The sequence below is a fragment of the Christensenella timonensis genome, from assembly GCF_900087015.1.
Classification (GTDB): Bacteria; Bacillota; Clostridia; order Christensenellales; family Christensenellaceae; genus Christensenella; species Christensenella timonensis.
Genome location: NZ_FLKP01000002.1, coordinates 1 through 24,136 on the forward strand (window position 1 = coordinate 1; position 24,136 = coordinate 24,136).

A 24,136-nucleotide genomic window follows, 5' to 3' on the forward strand; every position below is an offset into this window, starting at 1 on the left:
GCACAAAAGCACACTCAAAACTGTATAGTAGAAAGACAAAGGAATGTCTTAAGAAATTTAGACTGTTGTAATCAACATAATGTTGATCAAGCCCTCGGCCTATTAGTACCGGTCAGCTTAATACATTACTGCACTTACACCTCCGGCCTATCAACCTTGTAGTCTACAAGGGGCCTTACTTCATAAAGAATGGGAAGTCTTATCTTGTGGGGGGCTTCACGCTTAGATGCCTTCAGCGTTTATCCCGTCCGTACGTAGCTACCCAGCCATGCTCTTGGCAGAACAACTGGTACACCATTGGTACGTCCATCCCGGTCCTCTCGTACTAAGGACAGCTCCACTCAAACTTCCTGCGCCCACGATGGATAGGGACCGAACTGTCTCACGACGTTCTGAACCCAGCTCGCGTGCCGCTTTAATTGGCGAACAGCCAAACCCTTGGGACCTGCTTCAGCCCCAGGATGCGACGAGCCGACATCGAGGTGCCAAACCTCCCCGTCGATGTGGACTCTTGGGGGAGATAAGCCTGTTATCCCCGAGGTAGCTTTTATCCGTTGAGCGACGGCAATTCCACTCTCATACCGCCGGATCACTAATCCCGACTTTCGTCCCTGCTCGAGGTGTCCCTCTCGCAGTCAAGCTCCCTTATGCATTTGCACTCTAATGAATGATTTCCGACCATTCTGAGGAAACCTTTGGGCGCCTCCGTTACTCTTTCGGAGGCGACCGCCCCAGTCAAACTGCCCACCTGGTACTGTCCAAAAGCCGGTTCACGGCCTTTTGTTAGAACCCTAGTATTGGAAGGGTGGTATCCCAACAGTGACTCCGCGCAAACTGGCGTCTGCGCTTCTTTGTCTCCCACCTATCCTGTACATCCAATACCAAAATCCAATGCCAAGTTGCAGTAAAGCTCTACGGGGTCTTTCCGTCCTATCGCGGGTAATGAGCATCTTCACTCATACTACAATTTCGCCGGGTACATTGTTGAGACAGTGCCCAAGTCGTTACGCCATTCGTGCGGGTCGGAACTTACCCGACAAGGAATTTCGCTACCTTAGGACCGTTATAGTTACGGCCGCCGTTCACTGGGGCTTAAGTTCCTTGCTTCGCTTGCGCTAACAATTCCCCTTAACCTTCCAGCACTGGGCAGGCGTCAGCCCGTATACTTCATCTCTCGATTTCGCACAGACCTGTGTTTTTGCTAAACAGTCGCTTGGGCCTATTCACTGCGACCTATTTTACTAGGCACTCCTTATCCCTAAGTTACGGAGTCATTTTGCCGAGTTCCTTAACAATGCTTCTCCCGATCGTCTTAGGATTCTCTCCTCGCCTACCTGTGTCGGTTTGCGGTACGGGTACCTACAAAACTCCCTAGCAGCTTTTCTCGCCAGTGTGGATTCACAGACTTCCATACTTGTTTTCTGTCCCCATCACACCTCAGCCTTTACGGAAACCGTACTTCACTAATTTCCAGCCCCAGTGCTTGGACGAGCTCTACCATCAGCTCGCTTCTGCTATCCTCCTGTGTCACTGCGTCGGTCAAACGCTTTGTCGGCAGTACAGGAATATCAACCTGTTGTCCATCGCCTACGACGATACTGTCCTCGGCTTAGGTCCCGACTTACCCTGGGCGGACGAGCCTTCCCCAGGAAACCTTAGGCTTTCGACGGTGAGGATTCTCACCTCACTCTCGCTACTCATGCCAGCATTCTCTCTCGATTAAAGTCCACTGCTCCTCTCGGTACAGCTTCTGCCCTTAATCGATGCTCCTCTACCGCGCACATTACTGTGCACCCATAACTTCGGTGGTAAGTTTTAGCCCCGGACATTTTCGGCGCACAATCACTCGACTAGTGAGCTGTTACGCACTCTTTAAATGAGTGGCTGCTTCTGAGCCAACATCCTAGTTGTCTCTGCAATTCCACATCCTTTTCCACTTAACTTACACTTTGGGACCTTAGTTGATGATCTGGGCTCTTTCCCTTTTGACAATGAAACTTATCTCACACTGTCTGACTCCCGAGTATGTAATATATGGTATTCGGAGTTTGATAAGATTCGGTAAGCCGTGAAGCCCCCTAGTCCATTCAGTGCTCTACCCCCATATATCTTCGCTCGAGGCTAGCCCTAAAGCTATTTCGAGGAGAACCAGCTATCTCCGAGCTCGATTGGAATTTCTCCGCTACCCACAAGTCATCCCCGCATTTTTCAACATACGTGTGGTTCGGTCCTCCACGGTGTTTTACCACCGCTTCAACCTGCTCATGGGTAGGTCGCCCGGTTTCGGGTCTACAGCATGCAACTTAACGCCCTATTAAGACTCGGTCTCCCTTCGGCTCCGCAACTCCAGTTGCTTAACCTTGCTACATACCGTAACTCGCTGGCCCGTTCTACAAAAAGTACGTGGTCACACTTTCTAATAGTGCTCCCACTGCTTGTAAGCACAAGGTTTCAGGTTCTCTTTCACTCCCCTCCCGGGGTGCTTTTCACCTTTCCCTCACGGTACTATTTCGCTATCGGTCATCAAGGAATATTTAGGCTTGGAAGGTGGTCCTCCCGGCTTCCCACGGGGTTTCTCGTGTCCCGTGGTACTCTGGTGCTGTCTGCGCTGACTCGTATTTCGGTGACGGGGCTGTTACCCTCTTTGGCGGCACTTTCCAATGCTCTTTACCTATATTCGTCAGATCGCGTGTGACAGTCCTCAACCCCGGATGTCCGAAGACTTCCGGTTTGGCCTCTTCCCATTTCGCTCGCCGCTACTTTGAGAATCACTTTTGTTTTCCTTTCCTCCGGCTACTTAGATGTTTCAGTTCACCGGGTTCCCCCCATATACCTATGGATTCAGTATATGGTAACGCAACGTTACTTGCGCTGAGTTCCCTCATTCGGATATCTGCGGATCAATGTTTGCTTGCAACTCCCCGCAGCTTTTCGCAGCTTGACACGTCCTTCTTCGGTTCTTGATGCCAAGGCATTCACCCTGTGCTCTTGTTAGCTTGATCTTTCGTCTACTTTCTTTCTCCTAAGACATTCTCAAAACGAAATTATTTCTCTTACCCTAATTTGAATTAGTTTTCGTGATTTTTTATCGCTTCTCTTTGTCTTCTTCTACTATCCAGTTTTCAATGTGCTTCTCTCATTTTGGAACAACGCTCTGCGTTGTCCTGTGGTGGGCTCAAGTGGACTCGAACCACCGACCTCACGCTTATCAGGCGTGTGCTCTAACCTGCTGAGCTATGAGCCCATACCTACAGTTAGCTGCCTTCGGTGTCCTCCGCTTTCTTCCCACTCTTGGTGGAGATGAGCGGAATCGAACCGCTGACCCCCTGCTTGCAAGGCAGGTGCTCTCCCAGCTGAGCTACACCCCCATTTTAAATCGCATATACTCCCGTATATGCTCTTCAAACGGCTTCTATGCAGTTTGCTGTTCTTTCCCTTTAAAAACATCAGTACCCGAAAAGAAAATGTCCTACTTCGCTTTGCCTCTTTGTTTCTTACACCCTAGAAAGGAGGTGATCCAGCCGCACCTTCCGATACGGCTACCTTGTTACGACTTCACCCCAGTCATTGATCTCACCTTCGACAGCTCTCTCCTTACGGTTAAGCCACTGGCTTCGGGTGCTCCCAACTTCCGTGGTGTGACGGGCGGTGTGTACAAGGCCCGGGAACGCATTCACCGCGACATGCTGATTCGCGATTACTAGCAACTCCGACTTCATGTGGGCGGGTTGCAGCCCACAATCCGAACTGGGACCGGCTTTTTGAGATTCGCTCACCCTTACGGGGTCGCTGCCCTTTGTACCGGCCATTGTAGCACGTGTGTAGCCCAAGACATAAGGGGCATGATGATTTGACGTCGTCCCCACCTTCCTCCGAGTTGTCCCCGGCGGTCTCACTAGAGTTCCCGACTTTACTCGCTGGCAACTAGCAATAAGGGTTGCGCTCGTTGCGGGACTTAACCCAACATCTCACGACACGAGCTGACGACAACCATGCACCACCTGTCTCTCTGCCCCGAAGGGAACATGTATCTCTACATGCGTCAGAGGATGTCAAGCCTTGGTAAGGTTCTTCGCGTTGCTTCGAATTAAACCACATGCTCCGCTGCTTGTGCGGGCCCCCGTCAATTCCTTTGAGTTTCAACCTTGCGATCGTACTCCCCAGGCGGGATACTTAATGCGTTAGCTTCGGCACGGAGGACTATCGCCCCCCACACCTAGTATCCATCGTTTACGGCGTGGACTACCAGGGTATCTAATCCTGTTTGCTCCCCACGCTTTCGTGCCTCAGTGTCAGTTACAGTCCAGAAAGTCGCCTTCGCCACTGGTGTTCCTCCTAATATCTACGCATTTCACCGCTACACTAGGAATTCCACTTCCCTCTCCTGTACTCAAGCCACACAGTTTCAAGTGCCGCCCCGGGGTTGAGCCCCGGTCTTTCACACCTGACTTACATGGCCACCTACGCACCCTTTACGCCCAGTAATTCCGGACAACGCTTGCTCCCTACGTATTACCGCGGCTGCTGGCACGTAGTTAGCCGGAGCTTCCTCCTATGGTACCGTCATTTGTTTCGTCCCATAGGACAAAGGTTTACAATCCGAAGACCTTCTTCCCTCACGCGGCGTTGCTGGGTCAGGCTTTCGCCCATTGCCCAATATTCCCCACTGCTGCCTCCCGTAGGAGTCTGGACCGTGTCTCAGTTCCAGTGTGGCCGATCACCCTCTCAGGTCGGCTACCCATCGTTGACTTGGTGGGCCGTTACCTCACCAACTATCTAATGGGACGCGAGCCCATCCTGCATCGAATAAATCCTTTTACCCCAGTTCCATGCGAAACCGTGGTCTCATGCGGTATTAGCAGTCGTTTCCAACTGTTGTCCCCCGTTGCAGGGCAGGTTGCTCACGCGTTACTCACCCGTCCGCCACTCGGTATACTCACAGTTCCTCCCGAAGGATTCACAAAGAGCAACCTCGTTCGACTTGCATGTGTTAAGCACGCCGCCAGCGTTCGTCCTGAGCCAGGATCAAACTCTTAATTAAAATTTTAAATGCATTCCTGCATTTTTTAACCAGATTGATCTAGGCTCCGCTTTTCAAGCATTTCCTTTTCGTTCTTGGTACTGTATGCTTTTTTCAAGGTTCGCCGCTTTTTTTGCGGCTTATTTATAATACCAAACTACCCTTCCCCTGTCAACACATTTCTTACTCTTTTTTTACTTTTTCTTTATATTTCTTTTTTTGATGACTTTCTTCTATATTATGTGAAACGATAAGGCTTTCAAAAAGAAAAACCACCGCAGCAAGTGCGATGGTTTTGTTTTTACTTAAAACTGGCTATTTCACTGTCTTACGAAGCGCGACTCCCAGCTCATAAGCCGTTTTGAGTTCTTCCTCATTCGGGTTGAGCTTAGCCCTTGCTTCGCCCACGATCTTCACGCCCAGGTTGGAAAGCCGCTCGCTCATATACTTGCAAGCCTCGCCGCTCCATCCGTACGTTCCGAATACCGCCGCGTTTTTCCCCTTGACCACATACGGGCACAGGGAGGACATCACATCCCACACCGGCTTCAATACGTCGCGGTTTAAGGTCGGCGAGCCGAGCGCAAATGCATCCGCCGCCTGGATCTTCGCTGCAACTTCACCTGCCGGAAGCTTGGAAACATCCTCGATCTCTACTTCCACACCGTCCTGGTCGGCGCCTGCATAAAGCTGCTCTGCAAGCTTTGCCGTATAGCCATAGCACGTCACATATCCGATGTATATTTTCTTCGGATCGTTGATCACGGGGATCGACCAATTCTCATAACGCTTGACCGCCCCCCACGGATCCTGCCGCAATACCGGGCCATGCGACGGCCCGATCACGTCGATCTTTAAGTTGCGGATCTTTTCGACCGCTTCCAGAACATAGCTTTTGAAGGGTGACATGATCACGTCGAAGTAATACTTCTGGGAAGAGATCATATTCGCATCCAGCTTGGTCAGGTCGTCAAAAATCTGCGAAGCCGAAAAATGGAATCCGAACACGTCTCCCGATGAAAGGAACGCGTCTTCCTTCACATATGTGAAGATCGAATCCGGCCAGTGCAGGTACGGAGCAGAGATGAACTCAATCGTCTTGCCGCCGAGGTCTAATGTCACGCCGTCGCCCGCGATGATACATTCAAAATCGCGGTTGATGATCTCACGGATGAGCATCTTCGCCGGACGCGAACACACAACGACTGCATCAGGAGCCGCTTCCATCAGCTTGATAAGCGCCCCCGAGTGATCGGGCTCCGTATGGTTGCATATAATATAATCGATGGTTTTGGGATCTACGACCGCGCTGATTCTTTCAAGCTGTTCGTCCGAGAATCCCGCTTTTACAGCGTCTACAACGGCCGTCTTTTCCGCGCCCTTGATGAGGTAAGAATTGTAGGATGTTCCCCATTCCGTCCTCATGATGACGTCGAAAATACGCAGGTCAGGATTTTGTACCCCGACCCACCAGATGCCGTCCATTATTTTCGTTGGCTGAGCGCTCATACATACCCCTCCGTCTTATTCCTCTTCAAATGCGGATTTATCCGCTCCGCACATCGGGCAAACCCAATCCGCCGGAACATCTTCCCATTTCGTGCCCGGTGCAACCCCGTTGTCCGGATCGCCTGCTTCAGGATCATAAACATAACCGCAAACTGTGCATACATACTTTTTCATTTCGAGTTCTCCTTTGATTTCTTGGATTGATATTTCAGAAGCGGCTTTAAGCCGCTTCCTTAAAACTTATTTGCTTTCCAGGTAAGCGTTGAGCTTTTCGGAGAGCGCATCCGCGTCGATACCATGTACGCCGCATGCCTGCTCTAAATTCTCGAAGTGCGCTGCCGCACATCCGAGGCATCCCATACCCGCTTCCATAAAAATGGGAGCAAGCCCCTCGTCGATCTGGAGGATATCCATGATATTCATGTCCTTTGTGATTTTCTGTGCCATTTTACTATACCTCTTTCCCTCAATCTTTTCTTTTACTTTTCATATATAACCGCCTCGGCGATATATTAAACGAATTTATATATTGTCCGCGCCAAAAGTGACGATGAGCTCCGGCGAGCCGTTTTCACGGTAAAACTGTACGAAATCCATGGGGGCTTCTATCCCGTCCGGCAGCATCACGCCGCCGCGGCCAATATCTTCTTCCGCATGCGCGTCGCTCCCGCCGATCACGTACAGGTCATGGCGCGCCACAAAATCGATGGCCATCGCATTGCGCGAAGCATGGCGCGGATGCGTATTCACCACTTCGATCCCGTCGTAACAGATCGGCTCCACCGGCTTTAAACCATAACGGTAGGGATGTGCCTGGAAAGTCAGCAGTCCGTTTTCACGGATCGTGCGGTAAAAAGCTTCATAAGGCATGCGGTACAGGTACGGATTTCCCATCAGGAAATCCTTGCCAAACCCATACACCAGGAAGTCGTCCCCGATCCCTGTTTCCTCGCTGCGGTTGAGCACCACCTCCATACCCAGTAAAACGCGTACGCCAGTCCCCCGGGCGCATACACGCGCTTTTTCGTACCCGGAAAGAAAATAGTCGACCCGTTCCTCCCACGAAGCCCCATTAAGCTCCGGACGTTCCAGCACGTGCGGGTGGTAATGATCCGTCAGGAACACATACTTATAACCCGCTTCCTCGTATTCCCTGACCAGATAGCTGACAGGTATCCGCGAACACGGGCTGATTTCGGCTGAATGGCAATGTGTTTCCGCCTGATAAAACTTCATAGCGTTCCTCCGTTCCCTTTCTTATCATATCGCAAGAAAAGCAAATCCGCAATCCAAACTTGAATGCGTTTTCTTCTTCCATTATAATGGGATTAATAAAACCTATTGAAAGGGAACCCACATGCAAAACCGTTTTTTTTACTATATCAATCCCAAGCTTGACCCGCATCAAACGCTCGCCGTGGAAGAGTATATGTTAAAGCATGTCCAACCCGGCGACGTAATCATGTATCTTTACACGCACGAGGATTCCGTCATCATCGGCAAGCACCAGAACGCCTGGGCCGAATGCCGCCACGAAAGGCTGCTCGCGGACGGCGGCAAACTGGCGAGGAGGATCTCCGGCGGCGGCGCCGTATTCCACGACGTCGGCAACCTGAACTTTTCCTTTATCGCCGCGCACGACACCTACGACCTGCACCGCCAGTTGAAGGTCATGCTCGACGCTGCCAACACGTTCGGTATCCATGCCGAGTTTTCCGGCCGCAACGATATCATGGCGGACGGGCGCAAGTTTTCAGGCAACGCGTTCTGCCGGCGCAAAAACGGATCGTTCCACCACGGTACGATCCTCATCGATTCTGACATGAACAAATTGTCGCAGTACCTTGCGGTATCCAAAGACAAGATTGAATCCAAGGGCATTTCTTCCGTGCGTGCGCGCGTTGTGAACCTAAAGGAGCTGAACCCTGACATTACCCCTCAAAAGATGACGGAAGCGCTGCTTGAGGCTTACAGGGCTGAATACGGCAAGCCACAGCCCTATCCGTTCACGGACGAGGCATGGGCGGAAATCGGCGAGATCGCAAAGCGCAACGAAAGCTGGGATTGGCTGTTCGGCGAGTCGCCGCAGTTTGATATTACGATCAAAACACGCTTTGCCTGGGGCGGTATCGAGCTGATGCTCGACCTAAAGGATGCTCTCATCCGCAAAGCCCAGGTTTTCTCCGATGCCATGGACGCAGATTTTATGGATACGATCGCGCCCGCGCTCATCGGCTGCGCGTTCCGCAGTGCAGACCTTGCGCAGTGTATCCGCAATATCCCGCACACTCCGGAGCAGGACGCCATCCTTAACGACCTCGCGTCCTACATTGAAAAGCAGGGATATTGAGCATCGCATCATTCGCTATTTAAAGGAGGGTCTTACAATGCCTTATATCAATATCAATACGAATAAACAGCTTGCCCCTGAAAAAAAACAGGAGCTCCAGGCAAAGCTCGGCGACCTGATCAGCATCCTGCCGGGAAAAACGGCGGAACAGACGCTGATCAAGATCTCGGACGGGTGCGACATGTACCGGCGCGGGTTTGACGGCCCGCTGTGCATGATCGAAATCTACCTCTACCAGATGCAGGCATTCCAAAACAAGGCCGAGCTTTCAGGCGCTATCGTCGCCCTGTTGGAAAAGGACTACGGCGTGCCCGCTTCCAATCTGTACATCAAGTTTGAGGAGATGCCCATTTGGGTCTCGAACGGTGCATTGAAGTAAAGTTTTAAGGGCCAGTAAAAAAGCAGCCTGCGGATCAGGCTGCTTTTTTACATATACATATTATCTTTAAGGAGTATAAATTATCTCTTTTTCGGCAGGTGCATGGATTCCCCGATGCTGTCCGCTACCGCTTCCATCAGCGCCTCGGAAAACGAAGGATGTGCATGGACGATCGTCGGCACCTCATATGCCGTGATCTCCATCGTCATCAGCGCGCACGCCTCATTGATCATTTCCGCCGCGCACGGCCCGACGATGTGTACGCCGAGTATCTCGCCTGTTTTGCTGTCCGTGACTACCTTGATGAACCCGTCGCCCGCACCCGACGCAAGCGCGCGCCCGTTGCCCGCGAAGAAGAATTTGCCGATGCTTACGTCATGCGTTTTCTTGGCATCCTCTTCTTTCAGCCCTACCGAAGCCAGCTCGGGCGTGGTATAGATACAAGCCGGGATATATTTGCCCGTATACTTTTCATGGCCGCCCATCGCGTTTTCCGCGGCGATCTCCGCCATGTTGAAGGCGGCATGCGCGAGCATCGTCCGCCCGTTGGAATCGCCCGGCGCCCACATCCAGTCAAGGCTTGTTTTCATGCCGTCGTCTACCTTGACCCGTCCGCGCTCGTCCACCGCGACATCCAGGCCTTCGATCCCGCTTAAGTCAGGCACCCTGCCGATGGACAGCAGTATTTTGTCCGCTTCTACCGGCTCGCCCTCCTTCAGGTATACATAGGCCTTCTGTCCCTTCTGCTCAATCTTTTCAATATTGACACTGTTGCGAACGTCGATCCCCTGCGCCTTTAAAGATTGCTTTAAGACATTGGAAAGTTCGCTCTCCATGCCCGGCACGATGCGATCCATCATTTCAAGAACCGTCACCTCGCTGCCGAATGCGCGGAACGCGGAAGCCATCTCCACGCCGACCACGCCGCCGCCGATCACCACCAGTTTTCCGGGGAGCTCCTCAAGGTCGAGGATATCGTCGCTCGTCATGACAGCCGGTGAATCGATCCCCGGGATATTGATCCGCGAAACCTTGGAGCCGCCTGCAAAGATCACCTTTTCGGCAGAAACCCTTTCCTTGCCGTCGATTACGATCGTCTTGTCTTTTTGTATCCGGCCTTCGCCCTGGTATACGTCGATGCCGTTGCTCTTCATGAGTCCCGTAACGCCGCTCACCAGTTTCTTCACCACGCCGTTCTTTTCCGCGACCACATCCTTCATGTTGACTGTGTAGGAAAGGTCTTTGAAGATTACGCCGCGTTTTTTGGCTTCCATCGCCTCATGGATGATCTCCGCAGTTTTCAGGTAGGTCTTGGTCGGGATGCATCCGCGGTTTAAGCACGTGCCACCCAATGCGGATTTTTCCACCACCGCCGTTTTCGCGCCCAGGCGCGCAGCCTTGATCGCCGCGATATAACCGGCCGGGCCGCCGCCCAGTACGACGATATCGTATTCCTTGCCGCCCTTTGCCGGGGCGCTTTTCGCGGGCGCCGGGGCGGCTTCCTGTGCACTGTCCGCCTTGGGCGCTGCCGGTGCGGGCGCATCGCCTGCCGGCGGTGTTTCGCCTTTTTCACCGATGTAACCGATCGTCGTCACAACAGGTACTTCGGCTCCCGCTTCGTAAAGCTTGGATAAGATATACCCGTCGTTCATCGCCTCCACCTGCATGGAGGTTTTATCCGTTTCGATCTCCAAAATCGGCTCGCCGTATTCTACTTTGTCGCCCACTTCTTTGAGCCATTTGATGATCGTACCCGTTTCCATGGCCATTCCGGCCTTGGGCATAATAATTCTTTCAGCCATCGCCTTTTCCTTTCCCTAGATCAACATTCCCAGCGGGTTTTCCATCAACTGCACCACGCGCTGCAGGAATTTAGCACCCGAAGCGCCGTCCACGCAACGATGGTCAAACGTCAGCGAGAAGCCCATCTTCTTATGGTTTTTGATGCTGCCGTCCTCTTCCATCACCAGTTGGTCCGTGATCGCGCATACGCCGAGGATGCATGCTTCGGGCATGTTGATGATCGGGTCAAAAGACTGGATACCGAACATGCCTAAGTTGCTGACCGTAAAGGTACCGCCCGTATATTCATCCGGCAGAAGCTTGCCTTCGCGCGCGCGGCCGGCCATATCCTTGCTTGCCGCCGCCAGAGTCTGCAGGGAATATTTGTCCGCGTTGCGCAGGACGGGAACGATCAGTCCGTCGTCAAGCGCTACCGCAATACCGATGTTGATATCCTTTTTGTACAACACGCCTTCTTCGGTATACGATGCATTGATGTTCGGAAACTCGCGCAGCGCCACCGCGCATGCCTTGACGACCAGGTCGTTGAACGAGACCTTGGTGTCCGAAATATCGTTGATCTGCTTACGCAGCGCAAACAGCCCCGTCACATCCGCCTGTGTATTGAGCGTGACCGGCGGTACGTTGTTATGCGATTCCAGCATGCGTTTGGCGATCGTCTTCCTCATACCATTAAGCGGCATCAGTACGTCTTCCTCCGAAGCAGCCTGCGTTGCAGCAGCCGGAGCCGCCACCGCCGCAAGCACATCGTCTTTTTTGACTTTTCCGCCATAACCGCTGCCTGCAACCGAGGAAATATCGACGCCGTTCTGTTCTGCCAGGCGTTTTGCCAGCGGCGTAGCTTTCACTTTGGCCGAGGCGCCGTCCAGATCCCTTGCCTTGACCGGCTGCCCGTTTGTATCGATCGACGCAAGGTCGATCCCTTTTTCCCGCGCGATCCGTTTCGCGGCGGGAGTAGCGCGCAGCTTGCCGCCCGTTGCAAAACTTGCCGGTTTCTTTTCTTCCACAGCCGGCGCAGCCTCTTTTGTCTCTTCCTTTGCTTCCGGCGCACTGGCCGCTTTGGGCGCTGCCGGTGCATCGCCTGCCGGCGGCGTCTCCCCTTTTTCGCCGATGTAACCGATCGTCGTCACAACAGGTACTTCCGCTCCCGCTTCATAAAGCTTGGAAAGCAGGTAGCCGTCGTTCATCGCTTCCACCTGCATGGAAGTCTTATCCGTTTCGATCTCAAGGATCGGTTCGCCGTATTCTACTTTGTCGCCCACTTCTTTCAGCCATTTGATGATGGTTCCCGTTTCCATCGCCATCCCGGCCTTGGGCATGATTACTTTTTCTGCCATCGTCTGCTCACCCCTCAGCGCATGATCTCGTAGATCGCCTTTGTCACCTTATCCACCGTCGGAACGATGTTCCTCTCAAGCTCCGGGCAATACGGTACAGGGACGTCAAGGCCGCATACACGCTTAACAGGCGCATCCAGATAATAGAACGCTTCGCTTCCCGCGATCTTTGCCGCGATCTCGCCGCCGAGGCCGCCTGTTACAGCCGCTTCGTGTACGATCATTGCACGGGATGTTTTGATCACAGAATTGATAATCGTTTCCGTATCCATCGGGTACAGCGTACGCGGATCAATGATCTCCACGCTGATCCCATCTTTGGCAACCGCTTCTGCCGCCTGCTGCACCACCTGCAGCATCCTGCCGTAAGTCACGATCGTCAGGTCTTTGCCTTCCTGTACGATGTGGGATTTCCCCAGCGGAAGCACGTACTCGCCTTCCGGTACGTCGCCTTTGACGCGGTACAAAAGTTTCTGTTCAAAGAACATGACCGGATTGTCGTCACGGATCGCCGCCGTTAAAAGCCCCTTGGCGTCAGCCGGTGTGGACGGCGCAACGACTTTAAGGCCCGGCACATGGCACATCCATGCTTCGAGGCTCTGGCTGTGCTGTCCCGCAGCGCCCGTACCGGAACCCTCCGGCAAACGCATGACCATCGGCACCCTTGCCTTGCCGCCGAACATATACCGCATCTTTGCGGCCTGGTTTACGATCTGGTCTGTGGCGATCGTCATAAAGTCGGAAAACATCATTTCCGCGATGGGGCGCATCCCCGTTGCCGCCGCGCCTGCCGCGCAGCCTGCGATCGCCGCTTCACTGATCGGTGTATCGCGTACGCGATCCGGCCCGAACTCGTCGAACATGCCTACGGAAACGCCGAACGCGCCGCCGTAAAGCCCAACGTCCTCGCCCATCAGGAATACATCAGGATCCCTGCGCATTTCCTGGCTCATTGCTTCATTGATTGCTTGCGCATATGTAATTTCTCTCATTATTTTTATCCTCCCCGCTTAGTCCGCGTATACGTCCTGCTCGATCGTATCAAGACCCGGGAAATCGCTCGCTTCCGCAAACGCGACCGCGTCTTCGATCTGCTGCCTGGTGTCTTTTTCGATCTCGTCGATTTCAGCCTGCGTGAAAATTTTGTTCGTGACCAGATATTTTTCAAACTTCTTGATCGCGTCCTTTTTCTTCCACGATTCGATCTCTTCTTTCGTCCTGTATACGTTCGCGTCGCTCTTGGAGTGCCCCAGGTAACGGTAAGTATCGCACACCATCAGCATCGGGCCGTTTTTCTTGACATATTTCGCAGCCTTCAAAGTTTCCTCATACACCGCAAGTACGTCCATCCCGTCGACGTTTACGCCGGGGATGCCGTAAGCTTTCGCACGCTCCGCGATATCCGTGATATTCATGGAATGTGCCAGCGGTACGGACATACCGTATTTATTGTTTTCACAAACGAACAGTACCGGCAGCTTCCATACAGAAGCTAAGTTGATCGCTTCATGGAAAGAGCCTTCGTTACTCGCGCCGTCGCCGAAGAAGCAGACGACGATACGGTCGATGTTTTTCATCTTGGTCGTAAGCGCCGCGCCTGTTGCCAGCGGGATGCCGCCGCCGACGACGCCGTTCGCACCCAGGTTGCCGCGTTCGATATCCGCAATGTGCATGGAACCGCCCTTGCCCTTGCAGTAGCCCGTGACTTTGCCGCGCAGTTCCGCCATCATTTTATTGAGGTCGATCCCCTTGGAGATGCAGTGACCGTGTCCGCGGTGTGTGCTCTCGATGAGGTCTTCCGGATTAAGTGCACAGCATACGCCTGTCGCTACAGCCTCTTCGCCGATGTACAGGTGCGTCGTCCCATGAACCATGCCCATGGAAAAGAAATAGCTTACTTTTTCTTCAAACCGTCTGGTAAGCAGCATCTTTTCGAGCATTTCCTGATACTTTGCCTTACTGATCTTTGCCATCTTTCATCATCCTTCTACTTTTCATATATTTAGCACATGTGCCTCATTTAAAAAAACGCAGGCATTTGCTATTTATCACTACTACCATTCTATATCACTTCACCTAATCCTGCAATTCCCAAATACGCTCACATATGTGAATTTTTCTCCGGCTTTACCGGGAACAAGCTGCTGCAATAAAAAAGGACAGGCCACAAAGCCCGTCCCCCTTACAGGTTGTTCTTGCCTACACCGGGATACATTGCATGACCCTCATAAAGTACAGGTAGCGTTCCTTTACAGGGATTTTGCTGATCTCCTCCAGGGCGCGGGTATAAAGGTCGAGCTGTACCGCGTAGCCCTGCGCCGCTTTTTCCACGGCCTGCTCGCTTACGCGGTCTGTTTTATAGTCCACCAATACCCACTTTCCATCCTCTAAAAACGCCAAATCAAGGATTCCCTGCACCAGCATTTCTTCCTCCCCCTCAAAACCGATGCTTTGCGCCCCGGCCTGCAGGTTGAAGCTTTGCTCGCGCAGCACGCGCGGCGACGACCGTATCCGTTCATAAAGCGGCGTACGCAAAAACGCTTCCGCCATCTCGCGGTTTTTGAGGATCGCGTCCCGCTCGTCCGCGGTGATGATATTGCGCGCAAGCATGTCTTCGGCAGCCGCGCCCAGTTCCTGTCCCTTTGTGAGGCGTTCCATCACGCTATGGATAAGCGTCCCCAGCCGCGCGCCTGTGATTTCTTCCGTTTCTTCCGCCTGCGGCCGCAGGAACGCCCGCAGCTTTTGCCCTTGCGCCTGCTTGACTGCACTCACCGATACCTTGGCCGGAACGGCTTTGTGCGCGGGAATACTGATCAGCTCCTTTGGCTGCGCCCCATCGAGCAGCGCCCGCTTGAACGCCGGGTAATCGAACCCTTCGCTTTCCCGTCCTTTTTCCCCGCCGCCGGCAAAAAGCGATACAGGGATCTTACCGTGTCCCGCATTGGCCGCCATCACCCAGTCGAGCATACATTTTGCATCCTGGAAATTACCTGTCCGGCGCATCAGCTCCCATGCTGCCGCCTGCTTATCAAAATCGGTAGTGCTGCCCGCCAGAAAGAGCCTCTCCTTCGCGCGCGTCATTGCCACATAGAGGATGCGCAGTTCCTCGGATTTATATTCGCCCATCAGGCGTTCCTTTGCCAGCAGCGTTTCGAGCGTATCGCGCCGCAGCAGGCTTTCTTCATCCACATATTTGGCCACGATACCGTATTCCGAATGCAGCAAAATACTTTTATTCAGCTCCTGCGGCCGCAACGCCGCTTCCATGCGGGCGATGTAGACCACCGGGAACTCAAGCCCTTTGGAGCCGTGGATCGTCATAATGCGCACACAATCCGCATCGGCGCCCTGCACCCCCGTACAGATATAAGCGCCGTCCCTCTTTTTGATATCCGCAAGCGCGCGCAGCAGCAGGTAAAGGCTGCCGCCTACTGACTGCGCCGTCTGCACGGCCATCTCCATGAAGCGTACAAAAACGTTCCGCTTGGCTGCCCCGCCCGGCGTGCAGGCCACATATGCCTCAAAATCATATTCCCGCTCCGCCCGCAGCAGGAATTCACCGAGGGACAGGGACTGTGCGTACACCCGCAGTTTTTTCAATTTCCCGTAGAAAGTCCGCAAGCGTCCGCCGAGCGCGTCCTCTTTTTGGGCGTACGCCTCCGCCGCCTCATAAAAAGGAATCCCCCGCTCGTTTTTCAAAAGCCGTATCTGGGCAAAATCTTCTTCGTCGAAGGCGCCGATATAAGAGCGCATGACCGACAAAAGCGGGACGTCCTGCCGGGTATTGTCCACAAGCCGCAGCAGGTTGACGAACAATTCGATCTCCCTTAAATCCTGCGCCTGTTCCATGTCGACTACGCAGGGGATGCCCCTGTTGCGCAGTTCGTTTTTGAGCACATTCAAAAATTCGCTGCGCGAACGCAGGAGTATGGCTATATCCCCATAGCGGATGGGCCGCGGCTTTCCCGTGCGCGCGTCGCCCACCGTTTCCCCGCGCTGCTTTTCGATGCTGTCCGCAATCATCGCCGCCTGCCGCGCATCCTTTTCGCCGGCAGCCGCTTCACACAGCAATATCTCCGCGTGCCCGCCTTCTATATTGCACAGCAAAGACTCCCCTTCGTCGTACACGATCTCCCCAGTCCGTTCGCTCATCACGCTGTCCATCACAAAGTTGACCGTTTCGATCACGCTGCGGCTGCTGCGGAAATTGTCGTTCATGAGGATGATCTCATTTTCCCGCGTTTCCGTTTTGAATTCCTGCGCCTTCTGCTTGAAGATCATCGGATCCGCCAGGCGGAATTTATAGATGCTCTGCTTGATGTCCCCAACCATGAAAAGGCTGCCGCCCGTACTCACCGCCTTGATGACTTCCTCCTGTACAGGATTGGTATCCTGGTATTCGTCCACGAATACATGTGCGTACTGCTGCGCGTAAAAGCGCCGCACGCCTTCGTCGTTTAACGCACGCAGCGCGAAATGCTGCAGGTCTTCATAATCGAGGACATTGCGCTCCTCTTTTTTTTCCGTATACCGCTCCGCAAAATCCCGCGCCAAGGAAACCAGCGCCGCCACGTCGCGCTGCGTATGCGCCAGTTCTTCCTTCGCCGTTTCCTCGAAGCGCATATCGTTCTTGTCCTGGAGTACGTTTTTCAAATGCGCGCGCGCGGTTTTATAAAGCAGCCCGATCTTTTCCTTGTGTTCTTCGCACAACTTGCGCTTACACGCCGGGAGCGTACTGCCCGCAAAGCGCCCCGCCATCCCTGCAAAACCATCCCTTTTTACGCAGCCGATCATCTCTGCGAGCAAGGCGGCGCATTCCTCGTCTTTTTTCTGCTGCCCGGCGTCGAACCCGGACGAAATATCTGCCGCCAGCTCCATCAGCTGCCTGGCTTCCCGCAGCTTCAAGAGCATCCCGTGCTCGTATTCACGTTTCAAAAAAGCGATGTAATCTTCTCCCTTTTCAAGGGAAGCTTCCGCCCACCCGAACGGATCCGGCTTGCTCATGATGTAATTGTAAAGGTCAAAAACATATTCTGTCAGCCGCGCATCGTTTGCGCGCGTCGTATAACGCGCCACCAGGCGCAGGAAATCCCCATCCTGCTCTTCATAGCGGTCGTCGAACAGCTCGCGTACCGCCTCCGTGCGCAGCCGGCCCGCTTCATTCTGGTCGCAGATCCTGAAATTCGGCGAGATCCCCAGCAGGGCGTAATTCTGCCGTACCGCCTTGCCGCAAAACGAATGGAAGGTGGAAATATCGGCCAGGGAAACAAATTCCGCCTGCTGGCAAAGGCGCGCATCGCTCCCGGCAGCCCCTGCGATCTCACGCGAAATACGCTGCCGCATTTCTGCCGCCGCCGCGTTTGTGAATGTCATGATCAGCATATTGCGGATATCGCATCCGTCAAGTACCAGCCGCGCCACCCGCTTTGCGAGGACGCTTGTCTTCCCGCTGCCTGCCGCTGCCGATACCAGGACGCTTTTTTCGTCCGTGCCGATCGCCCTTTGCTGTTTCCTGGTAAACTGCATTATCCTTCCCGCCGTATCCTGTCCATCGTCTGTTCTTTATCTTCTTCCGGAAGAACGCGCGGCGCATTGCCCGCATATCCTTCGTCAAACATGCACACGCTTACAAAATCGCAGTAATCGCATCCTTTGCTTGCCTTATAGGAATATGGACGGATCGCCGTATCGCCTTCCCTGATCTTTTGCGCTGCATCCGCGATCAGCCTTTTTGCAAATTCCAGCAAGGTGCCGATCTCCTCCTGCCCATACTGCCGCCGCCGCGCATTTGCGTCAAAGCTCCCGTCGCGCAGCACGCGCAAACGCAGCGAGAACAAACCATTGCCCGCCGTACCGAAAAGCTTTGCCGCCCTTTCCTCATCCACGCCGCAAATCCCCGCCATGCGGTAGGCTGCCGGTATATCGCCGTCCGCCTCCGTAAATTCCGGCAGGTGGATGTTGAAATAGTTCGCACCCGCAAAGCGCGCATCTTCTCCCAACAGCGCCAGCACCGCCATGATGTAGATCACCAGCTGCAGTGAAACGCCGCCCGCGAAGCGCCCTAAATCAAAGTCGTGCTCTCCCGTCTTATAGTCGACGATATCAAAGTATTGCGCGCCCTCAAGCTCCGCCGTATCGATCCTGTCGATCTTGCCGTCTATCTTGATCCCATCCCCGAAGTCCTGCGAAAACCAGCATTCGCTTTCCTGCGGGACAAGCATGCCCTCGCGCGCCTGGGTACGGATCGCCACCGCCGCCAGGCGCACCTCGCGTTCCACAGCATGCAGCACGTTTTCATTGTGCCTGTTGAGCGTGAATTTTGCCTGCATTTCCCGCGCGTCCCGCACGCACTGGTCGATCAGCCGCGAAAATTCCTGCTCCGGGATCTGCGTCCATCCCTGCTCCGTCCGCCCGACCTCTTTTTGCAGGTTGTCTAAAATATCGTGCGCAAAATTACCCACATCCATGGGGTTGATCGTATATTCCTGCGGTACGTCCGTCTTCAGTCCATATTGCATAAAATGCTTATACGGACATTCGTAATATTTTTCCAGCCTGCTCGCATTCCCCCGTATTTCACCGTAAAGCGCCTGCGCCGACGCAGCCTTAAGCTGCATGGGCCGGTTCTTGCTGGCTATCCCGCGTTCTATCGCGCGCAGTTTGTCCTGGTATTCGCCATCCCCCAGCACCGCTGCCAGCCGGCTGCCATCGTACGGTATATCGATCCCATCCGCCAAATTACGCAGCACCTGCGTTGCCTCCACGTATGCGTTTGTCTTCAAAAGATATGCGCTGTCCGCCGCCCGGCCTTGCTTGACGCTGCCAAACAGGTCGAGGATGCGCTGCGCCACAGGGGATAGCTTGCTTTTCCCGTCGTCTACCAAGCTCACAAATATTTTTTCCGACGGTTTGGTCAGTGCTTTTAAGATCGCCAGTTTTTGCTTTTCCACATTGCCGGTAAAGCTAAGCCCCGCGAGCTGGGAAAGCATCAGTTCCCGCTCGTAGTCCGCAAGGATATCCGAGCTTTGCGTATAGTTGGGTAAAATTCCCTCGTTCGCACCTACCAAAAACAGCGCCCGGATATCACCTAAGCGGATATAGGAAATCTCCCCTACGGCGACCTCGTCCGCGCCCGGCGGGATCACATTTACCTTCTGTGCGCCGAAGCCCGTTTCAAGCAGCGCTTTCAATTGTTGCCTGGTGATTTGCGCATCCCGCAATATCTCCCGCGCTTCCTTTAGGATATGCGTCGTTTTCTCAAATACCTGCATGCCGAATGCAGCGCTCTCCAAAAGCCCCGCCTTTTCCGCCGACGCAATGTGTGCCGCCAGCTTGTTTTCGGCGTTCGTTCGCTCCATATACTGCGTCAGGCATGCAATCAGCATCCCTGCCGTTTTTGCCCCCGCCGCACCCTCGCGCAGCATCTCGATCGGTTCCATCAGCTTTGTGCGCGCTTTTTCCGCCAGGGGGTCGGAAAACGGCTTCAAAAACGCGAATCCGTCACGGATATGCGTATAGGCGTAATTGTGCAGCCGCTCCGCTTCGCCGGGCGTGATACCCGCAAGCCCCGTCTTCGCATGCGCAAGCAGCGTATCTTTTTTCATCCGCCCCTGCGACAGCTCCAGCGCGCTCAATAAATATGTGGCGAACACACTGTCAAGAAGCGTCCGTTTTTCACCCGCAAAGCAGGGAATCCCCGCTTCGCCGAATATCTTCTGTATCAACGGCGCATAAGCCTCCATGCTGCCGCATACCACCGCTACATCCCGGAACGCATACCCGCGTTTTTCTTTCAAATAAGCGATCTGCGCCGCCACTGCGCGCACTTCTTCCTCGCGGTCGGCAGCATATGTCATGCTGATATCGCGTGCCGCGCCGGCTTTTACAAAAGGATGTGCATACAGGTTCTTTTCGATGTGCAGGATGTCGGCCGATGCATCCCTGTCCTGTGTAACGATGGACGTTTTGAGGCCCGCCTCCATCGCGCTGCCCAAAAACTTGTCGCGGTTTTCGTTGCATATTTCGTAAACCTGCGCGTCCGGCGCACTGCTGTCTGCATAATAAAACGACATGACCGTTTCTTCCGCCGCCTCCATGAGCGCTTTGAAAAACCGCACCGTCTGGGCATTGTAAATATCGAATCCGTGGATAAAGAGATGCGCCCCATGCAAAAATTCCGCCTGCGGGATATGCTCGATCACCAGGTTGATCTTATCCTCCGTATCGTAAAGCCCTTCGCACAGGCTGTTGAATTGCTCATAAAGGTAGGCGATATCCGCAAACTTTTCCACTGTGATCCGGTTGTCCGTTTGGATCTCCCGCAGCATTTGGGGCGTGAAGTCAAGCGTCTTTAGCTCCGATACAATGCTGCCCATCATCAGCGGCAAATCACCCTTTTTCGCGCACTGGCGCAGGGCGTGCAGGTCGTTTTCGCTGCGGTCTAAAAGCAACCGCATCATCATGCTCTTGCCTGCTGCGTCGATGCCCGCGACGGCTTTTCCATACGTACTCTCCAGCACGCGGTCGCAGATACGCGCGGGGCTTTGTACGCATACGCCCATCAGCCCCTTGAGCCTAAGTTTGTCGATCAGTTGTTTCTCCGTGATGTAGGTCGCCTGCGGCGGCACGACAACGAGAACGTTTGCAAGCGGGTCTTTGCAAACGAGCTTGCCAATTTTTTCGATGATCGTATCGTCGCGTTTGCTGGCTGTCCTGCCCAGCACAAACTCAATGCCCATTTTACCTCCCGGTTGTATGTATTGCCATGCTGGTTTTATTATATCATATTTGTAGACAAACTTGCCGTTAATACTTGTTGCCGTCAGTCGCCGCGTTGTTTGTGTAAATAGGCATAGAACGCATGACAGGCGCGGCCATCATCCAAGAAGTATCGCCCTAAAGCAACTTGACAGATTCCGCATTAAAATTTAGAGTATAAAAAATAAGAACATTCGCCTTAGGCGGATCAGGTGCACTGGACGAGTTTGAGTATTAGGGGACTGGACATGGAAATTTTTGAGGTAAAGGATCGAAATTCGTTATTGATCAGACAACTATTAAGCGTGTGGGAAAGCTCTGTAAAGGCAACGCATCACTTTTTAACAGAGAGTGAAAGAGAGGGTATCAAGAGATATATCCCCCAAGCATTAAGGGAAATTCCCATTTAATTATTGTGAAAAACGAAAATCAGGTTCCTATGGGATTCATGGGAATCGTAGAACAACACCTTGAAATGCTATTTATCACTCACGAAGAGAGAGAAAAAGGATTGGGAAAAAAATTGCTGCAATACGGAATGGTAAAATATGCCATTCACGATTTGGCTGTGAATAAACAAAATCCTCTTGCGAAAGGTTTCTATGAACACATGGGTTTCAAGGTTTACAAAAGAACTGATACTGATGAACAGGGAAATCCTTATCCGCTTTTATATGTGAGCAGGCAGTAACGCTCGATTATTGGGATTCCCGCAACAGCCCCTGCCATAAGGCGGGGCTAAGTCTCACGCCGGAGCCGCCATGCGGAACGATAGAACCCCGCTTTCGGGGGGGTCAGATAAAAAAAAGGTTGCGGCACATGCCGCAACCTTGAAATTACGAGAGGATTTAACCTCTTACCAAGTAGTTCAGTAAAAGATTCAAATCTTCGGGCTCGGATACAATCAAATCCAGTTCGTCAATCTGTGCATCTTTAAACATCTGGGTCAATGCGATGTACTGACACAAAGTGGATTTCAGGTTCAGCCTGTCGCCTTCCGACGTGACCAACTCTACCTTGCCCTTGCAGTCTTTGAGAAGTTCAAAGAATTTCTGCGGTTCACTGATGTTTTTGATTTTCACTCCATTGTCCTCCTGACAAATATAAATTTGTGGGTCGTGGGGGAGTTTTATTGGAGCTCACCCATTGCTGTCATTTTAACACAACTTTCCCTACACTGTCAATATAAACACATCCTCCTGCTGCTAAACATAATGCCTTGTTTTCTAAACAGCTGTTTTACTGCACATTCCATTTTTCAAGGAGCGCCTGCGCCGTTCCGTCCTTGGCAAACGCCTCGATCACGCGGTTCATTTCCGTGACCACCGCCTCCTGGCCGATGGGCAGCATGATGGAATAACCGACACTGTACAGCGGCTCTGCCAGCATACGGTATCCCTCCGCCACAAACTGCTTAGCGATCGCCTGCGGCATCACCACTGCGTTCACCCTGCCCGCATCGAGATCCATGCGGATACTTTCATAATCCGTATACCGCAGTACATCCTTTGGATTATAGTTCATTTTTTTCTCTTCGATATATTCCGCGAGGTCGTCAGAGGCAATCGCGTTGCTCAATATACCGATCGTACCTCCCTCCAGATTGGAAAGCTTTTCGAGCCGCGAACCCGCCGTCGTGATCGCGACCACATTATCCTCATAGTATGGCTCTGTCAGCGGAAAGCCCTTGGTTTTGTCCGTACCGCTCGTCAGCAGCCCCAATGCGACATCCACCGTCCCATACTTGAGCGACCCGCCCGCGTCCTGCGAACTAAGCGCATAGTATTCATATATCTTTTGCCGGTCGCCGATCAGTTCTTTTAGCATCGCGTCGATATACTCACGGTCGAAGCCGACGATATTCCCGTTTTCGTCCACCCCGCCGAAGCCCTCCACATCCGTCCGGATGCCGACGCGTATCGTATCGCTGGTCATCAGCGTACTGGATTCAAAGCCTTTTTGCGCCGCGATGCCGCTTACCGCTATAATGACGACCAGCACCGCCGCCACAACGGCGACAATGGTGACCAGCAGTTTTTTGTTTACCCTCAAAGATGTCCCCATTTGCTTTTTGGAATGGGGGCGCGCATATTTTCTCAAACCATTCTCCTCGACCTGTTATGGGATTTATTATAATGATATTCGCGTATAAATTCAACAAAACACTTGTCAATTTATTATGAACATGCTAAATTGAAATTATCCGGGCCTGCCCGGGTATTATCGAACCAGGAAAGCGTAAGGCGAGTATGTACGACAGGAGCATTCCCACCCGCGGCGGTGTACAATCTATTTTGGTCATGGGCGATTCCGTTGCCAAGGGCGTTGTTTTCCATCCGGAAAAACAGCGGTATATTTTTTCCAAAAATGGGTTCATCCGCCGCCTGGGCGAAAAGCTCAAAGCAAGCGTACACGATTTTTCCAAATTCGGCACGACTACAACGTATGGCGCAAAGCTCCTCAAAGAAAAGCTTACGGATCTCAATCCCGACCTGGTGCTGATCGAGTACGGAGGTAACGATTGCGACTACAAGTGGGATGAAGTTGCGCTCGATCCGACAGCGCTTCACCTGCCCAACACGCCCCTGCGTGAATACGGACGGAAATTGCGGCAGATGATCGAATCCCTGCTTGCGTTAGGTAAGATCCCCGTGCTGATGAACCTCCCGCCCCTGAACGCCGCTTCCTATTTCCGCTGGTTCACCAAAAACGACCCGCAGCGGGCGCATAATATTTTGAAATGGCTGCACGATGTATCCAAAATCTACTGGTGGCAGGAAAAATACTCTTACACGGCCGAACAGGTCGCCGAGTCGTACGGCATCCATATGGTCAATGTGCGTTCCGCCTTCCTGCGCGAGGGTGATTACCGTGAGTTCATCTGCGAAGACGGGATCCATCCCAACGAAAAGGGGCAAGCGCTGATCGAGCAGGAATTCCTTTCCTATATCGACCGCCACGCTTCCTACCTGATGGCATAA

At 53.1% G+C, this 24,136-nt stretch carries 15 protein-coding genes, 2 tRNA genes, 2 rRNA genes and 1 pseudogene; 4 read left to right on the plus strand and 16 right to left on the minus strand.

Annotated features, from left to right (window positions below; all coding sequences use genetic code 11):
• Positions 1-82 precede the first annotated feature (82 nt).
• From BN6471_RS01600 to BN6471_RS01635, 8 genes are all read right to left on the minus strand, one after another.
• A 23S ribosomal RNA gene (locus BN6471_RS01600) occupies positions 83-3,002 on the minus strand.
• Positions 3,003-3,167: 165 nt separating this feature from the next.
• Positions 3,168-3,244: transfer RNA gene (locus tag BN6471_RS01605), tRNA-Ile, on the minus strand.
• A 48-nt stretch (positions 3,245-3,292) separates the two neighbouring features.
• Positions 3,293-3,368, minus strand: a tRNA-Ala gene (locus BN6471_RS01610).
• A gap of 137 nt (positions 3,369-3,505) precedes the next feature.
• A 16S ribosomal RNA gene (locus tag BN6471_RS01615) occupies positions 3,506-5,041 on the minus strand.
• Together the 16S and 23S rRNA genes with 2 tRNA genes alongside form the textbook arrangement of a ribosomal RNA operon.
• A 294-nt stretch (positions 5,042-5,335) precedes the next feature.
• Positions 5,336-6,529, minus strand: coding sequence for an FprA family A-type flavoprotein (locus BN6471_RS01620; RefSeq protein WP_066644894.1), 1,194 nt, complete (start codon positions 6,527-6,529; stop codon positions 5,336-5,338).
• A gap of 15 nt (positions 6,530-6,544) precedes the next feature.
• Positions 6,545-6,703, minus strand: coding sequence for a rubredoxin (gene rd / locus BN6471_RS01625; protein ID WP_066644896.1), 159 nt, complete (start codon positions 6,701-6,703; stop codon positions 6,545-6,547).
• A 66-nt stretch (positions 6,704-6,769) separates the two neighbouring features.
• Positions 6,770-6,976 carry a DUF1858 domain-containing protein gene (locus tag BN6471_RS01630; protein ID WP_066644898.1) on the minus strand — a complete coding sequence of 69 codons (207 nt, stop codon included), beginning with the start codon at positions 6,974-6,976 and terminating at the stop codon, positions 6,770-6,772.
• Positions 6,977-7,051: 75 nt separating this feature from the next.
• The gene (locus BN6471_RS01635) at positions 7,052-7,765 is read right to left on the minus strand and encodes a PHP-associated domain-containing protein (protein WP_066644900.1); all 714 of its coding nucleotides are present in this window, start codon (positions 7,763-7,765) and stop codon (positions 7,052-7,054) included.
• Positions 7,766-7,886: 121 nt separating this feature from the next.
• Here BN6471_RS01635 and BN6471_RS01640 point away from each other — a divergent pair, with 121 nt between their 5' ends.
• Positions 7,887-8,879 (plus strand): lipoate--protein ligase, encoded by a 993-nt coding sequence (locus BN6471_RS01640; RefSeq protein WP_066644901.1) that lies wholly within the window; start codon positions 7,887-7,889, stop codon positions 8,877-8,879.
• Between the two features lie 37 nt (positions 8,880-8,916).
• Positions 8,917-9,258 carry a phenylpyruvate tautomerase MIF-related protein gene (locus BN6471_RS01645; protein WP_066644904.1) on the plus strand — a complete coding sequence of 114 codons (342 nt, stop codon included), beginning with the start codon at positions 8,917-8,919 and terminating at the stop codon, positions 9,256-9,258.
• An 80-nt stretch (positions 9,259-9,338) separates the two neighbouring features.
• Here the strand turns inward: BN6471_RS01645 and lpdA are convergent, their stop codons facing one another.
• The 6 genes from lpdA to BN6471_RS01675 all read right to left on the minus strand — a co-directional run bounded on the left by lpdA (position 9,339) and on the right by BN6471_RS01675 (position 21,136).
• Positions 9,339-11,060 carry a dihydrolipoyl dehydrogenase gene (lpdA, locus tag BN6471_RS01650; protein WP_066644905.1) on the minus strand — a complete coding sequence of 574 codons (1,722 nt, stop codon included), beginning with the start codon at positions 11,058-11,060 and terminating at the stop codon, positions 9,339-9,341.
• Between the two features lie 15 nt (positions 11,061-11,075).
• Positions 11,076-12,398 carry a dihydrolipoamide acetyltransferase family protein gene (locus tag BN6471_RS01655; protein WP_066644906.1) on the minus strand — a complete coding sequence of 441 codons (1,323 nt, stop codon included), beginning with the start codon at positions 12,396-12,398 and terminating at the stop codon, positions 11,076-11,078.
• A gap of 14 nt (positions 12,399-12,412) precedes the next feature.
• Positions 12,413-13,390 carry an alpha-ketoacid dehydrogenase subunit beta gene (locus tag BN6471_RS01660; RefSeq protein ID WP_066644907.1) on the minus strand — a complete coding sequence of 326 codons (978 nt, stop codon included), beginning with the start codon at positions 13,388-13,390 and terminating at the stop codon, positions 12,413-12,415.
• Between the two features lie 18 nt (positions 13,391-13,408).
• Positions 13,409-14,371 carry a thiamine pyrophosphate-dependent dehydrogenase E1 component subunit alpha gene (locus BN6471_RS01665; RefSeq protein WP_066644909.1) on the minus strand — a complete coding sequence of 321 codons (963 nt, stop codon included), beginning with the start codon at positions 14,369-14,371 and terminating at the stop codon, positions 13,409-13,411.
• A 226-nt stretch (positions 14,372-14,597) separates the two neighbouring features.
• Positions 14,598-17,924: a UvrD-helicase domain-containing protein gene (locus tag BN6471_RS01670; protein ID WP_066644911.1), complete on the minus strand. Its 3,327-nt coding sequence runs from the start codon at positions 17,922-17,924 to the stop codon at positions 14,598-14,600.
• Positions 17,924-21,136, minus strand: a complete 3,213-nt coding sequence (locus BN6471_RS01675; protein WP_066644914.1) for a PD-(D/E)XK nuclease family protein — start codon at positions 21,134-21,136, stop codon at positions 17,924-17,926. The genes BN6471_RS01670 and BN6471_RS01675 overlap by 1 nt, the downstream gene beginning before the upstream one ends.
• A 267-nt stretch (positions 21,137-21,403) precedes the next feature.
• Here BN6471_RS01675 and BN6471_RS01680 point away from each other — a divergent pair.
• A pseudogene (locus BN6471_RS01680) lies at positions 21,404-21,846 on the plus strand (GNAT family N-acetyltransferase).
• Between the two features lie 157 nt (positions 21,847-22,003).
• Here the strand turns inward: BN6471_RS01680 and BN6471_RS01685 are convergent.
• Positions 22,004-22,237 carry a hypothetical protein gene (locus tag BN6471_RS01685; protein ID WP_046442406.1) on the minus strand — a complete coding sequence of 78 codons (234 nt, stop codon included), beginning with the start codon at positions 22,235-22,237 and terminating at the stop codon, positions 22,004-22,006.
• A 157-nt stretch (positions 22,238-22,394) separates the two neighbouring features.
• Entirely contained in the window at positions 22,395-23,255 is an 861-nt protein-coding gene (locus BN6471_RS01690; protein ID WP_066644916.1) for a substrate-binding periplasmic protein, read from the minus strand.
• A gap of 149 nt (positions 23,256-23,404) precedes the next feature.
• Between BN6471_RS01690 and BN6471_RS01695 the strand changes: the two genes are divergently transcribed.
• The gene (locus tag BN6471_RS01695) at positions 23,405-24,136 is read left to right on the plus strand and encodes an SGNH/GDSL hydrolase family protein (RefSeq protein ID WP_066644917.1); all 732 of its coding nucleotides are present in this window, start codon (positions 23,405-23,407) and stop codon (positions 24,134-24,136) included.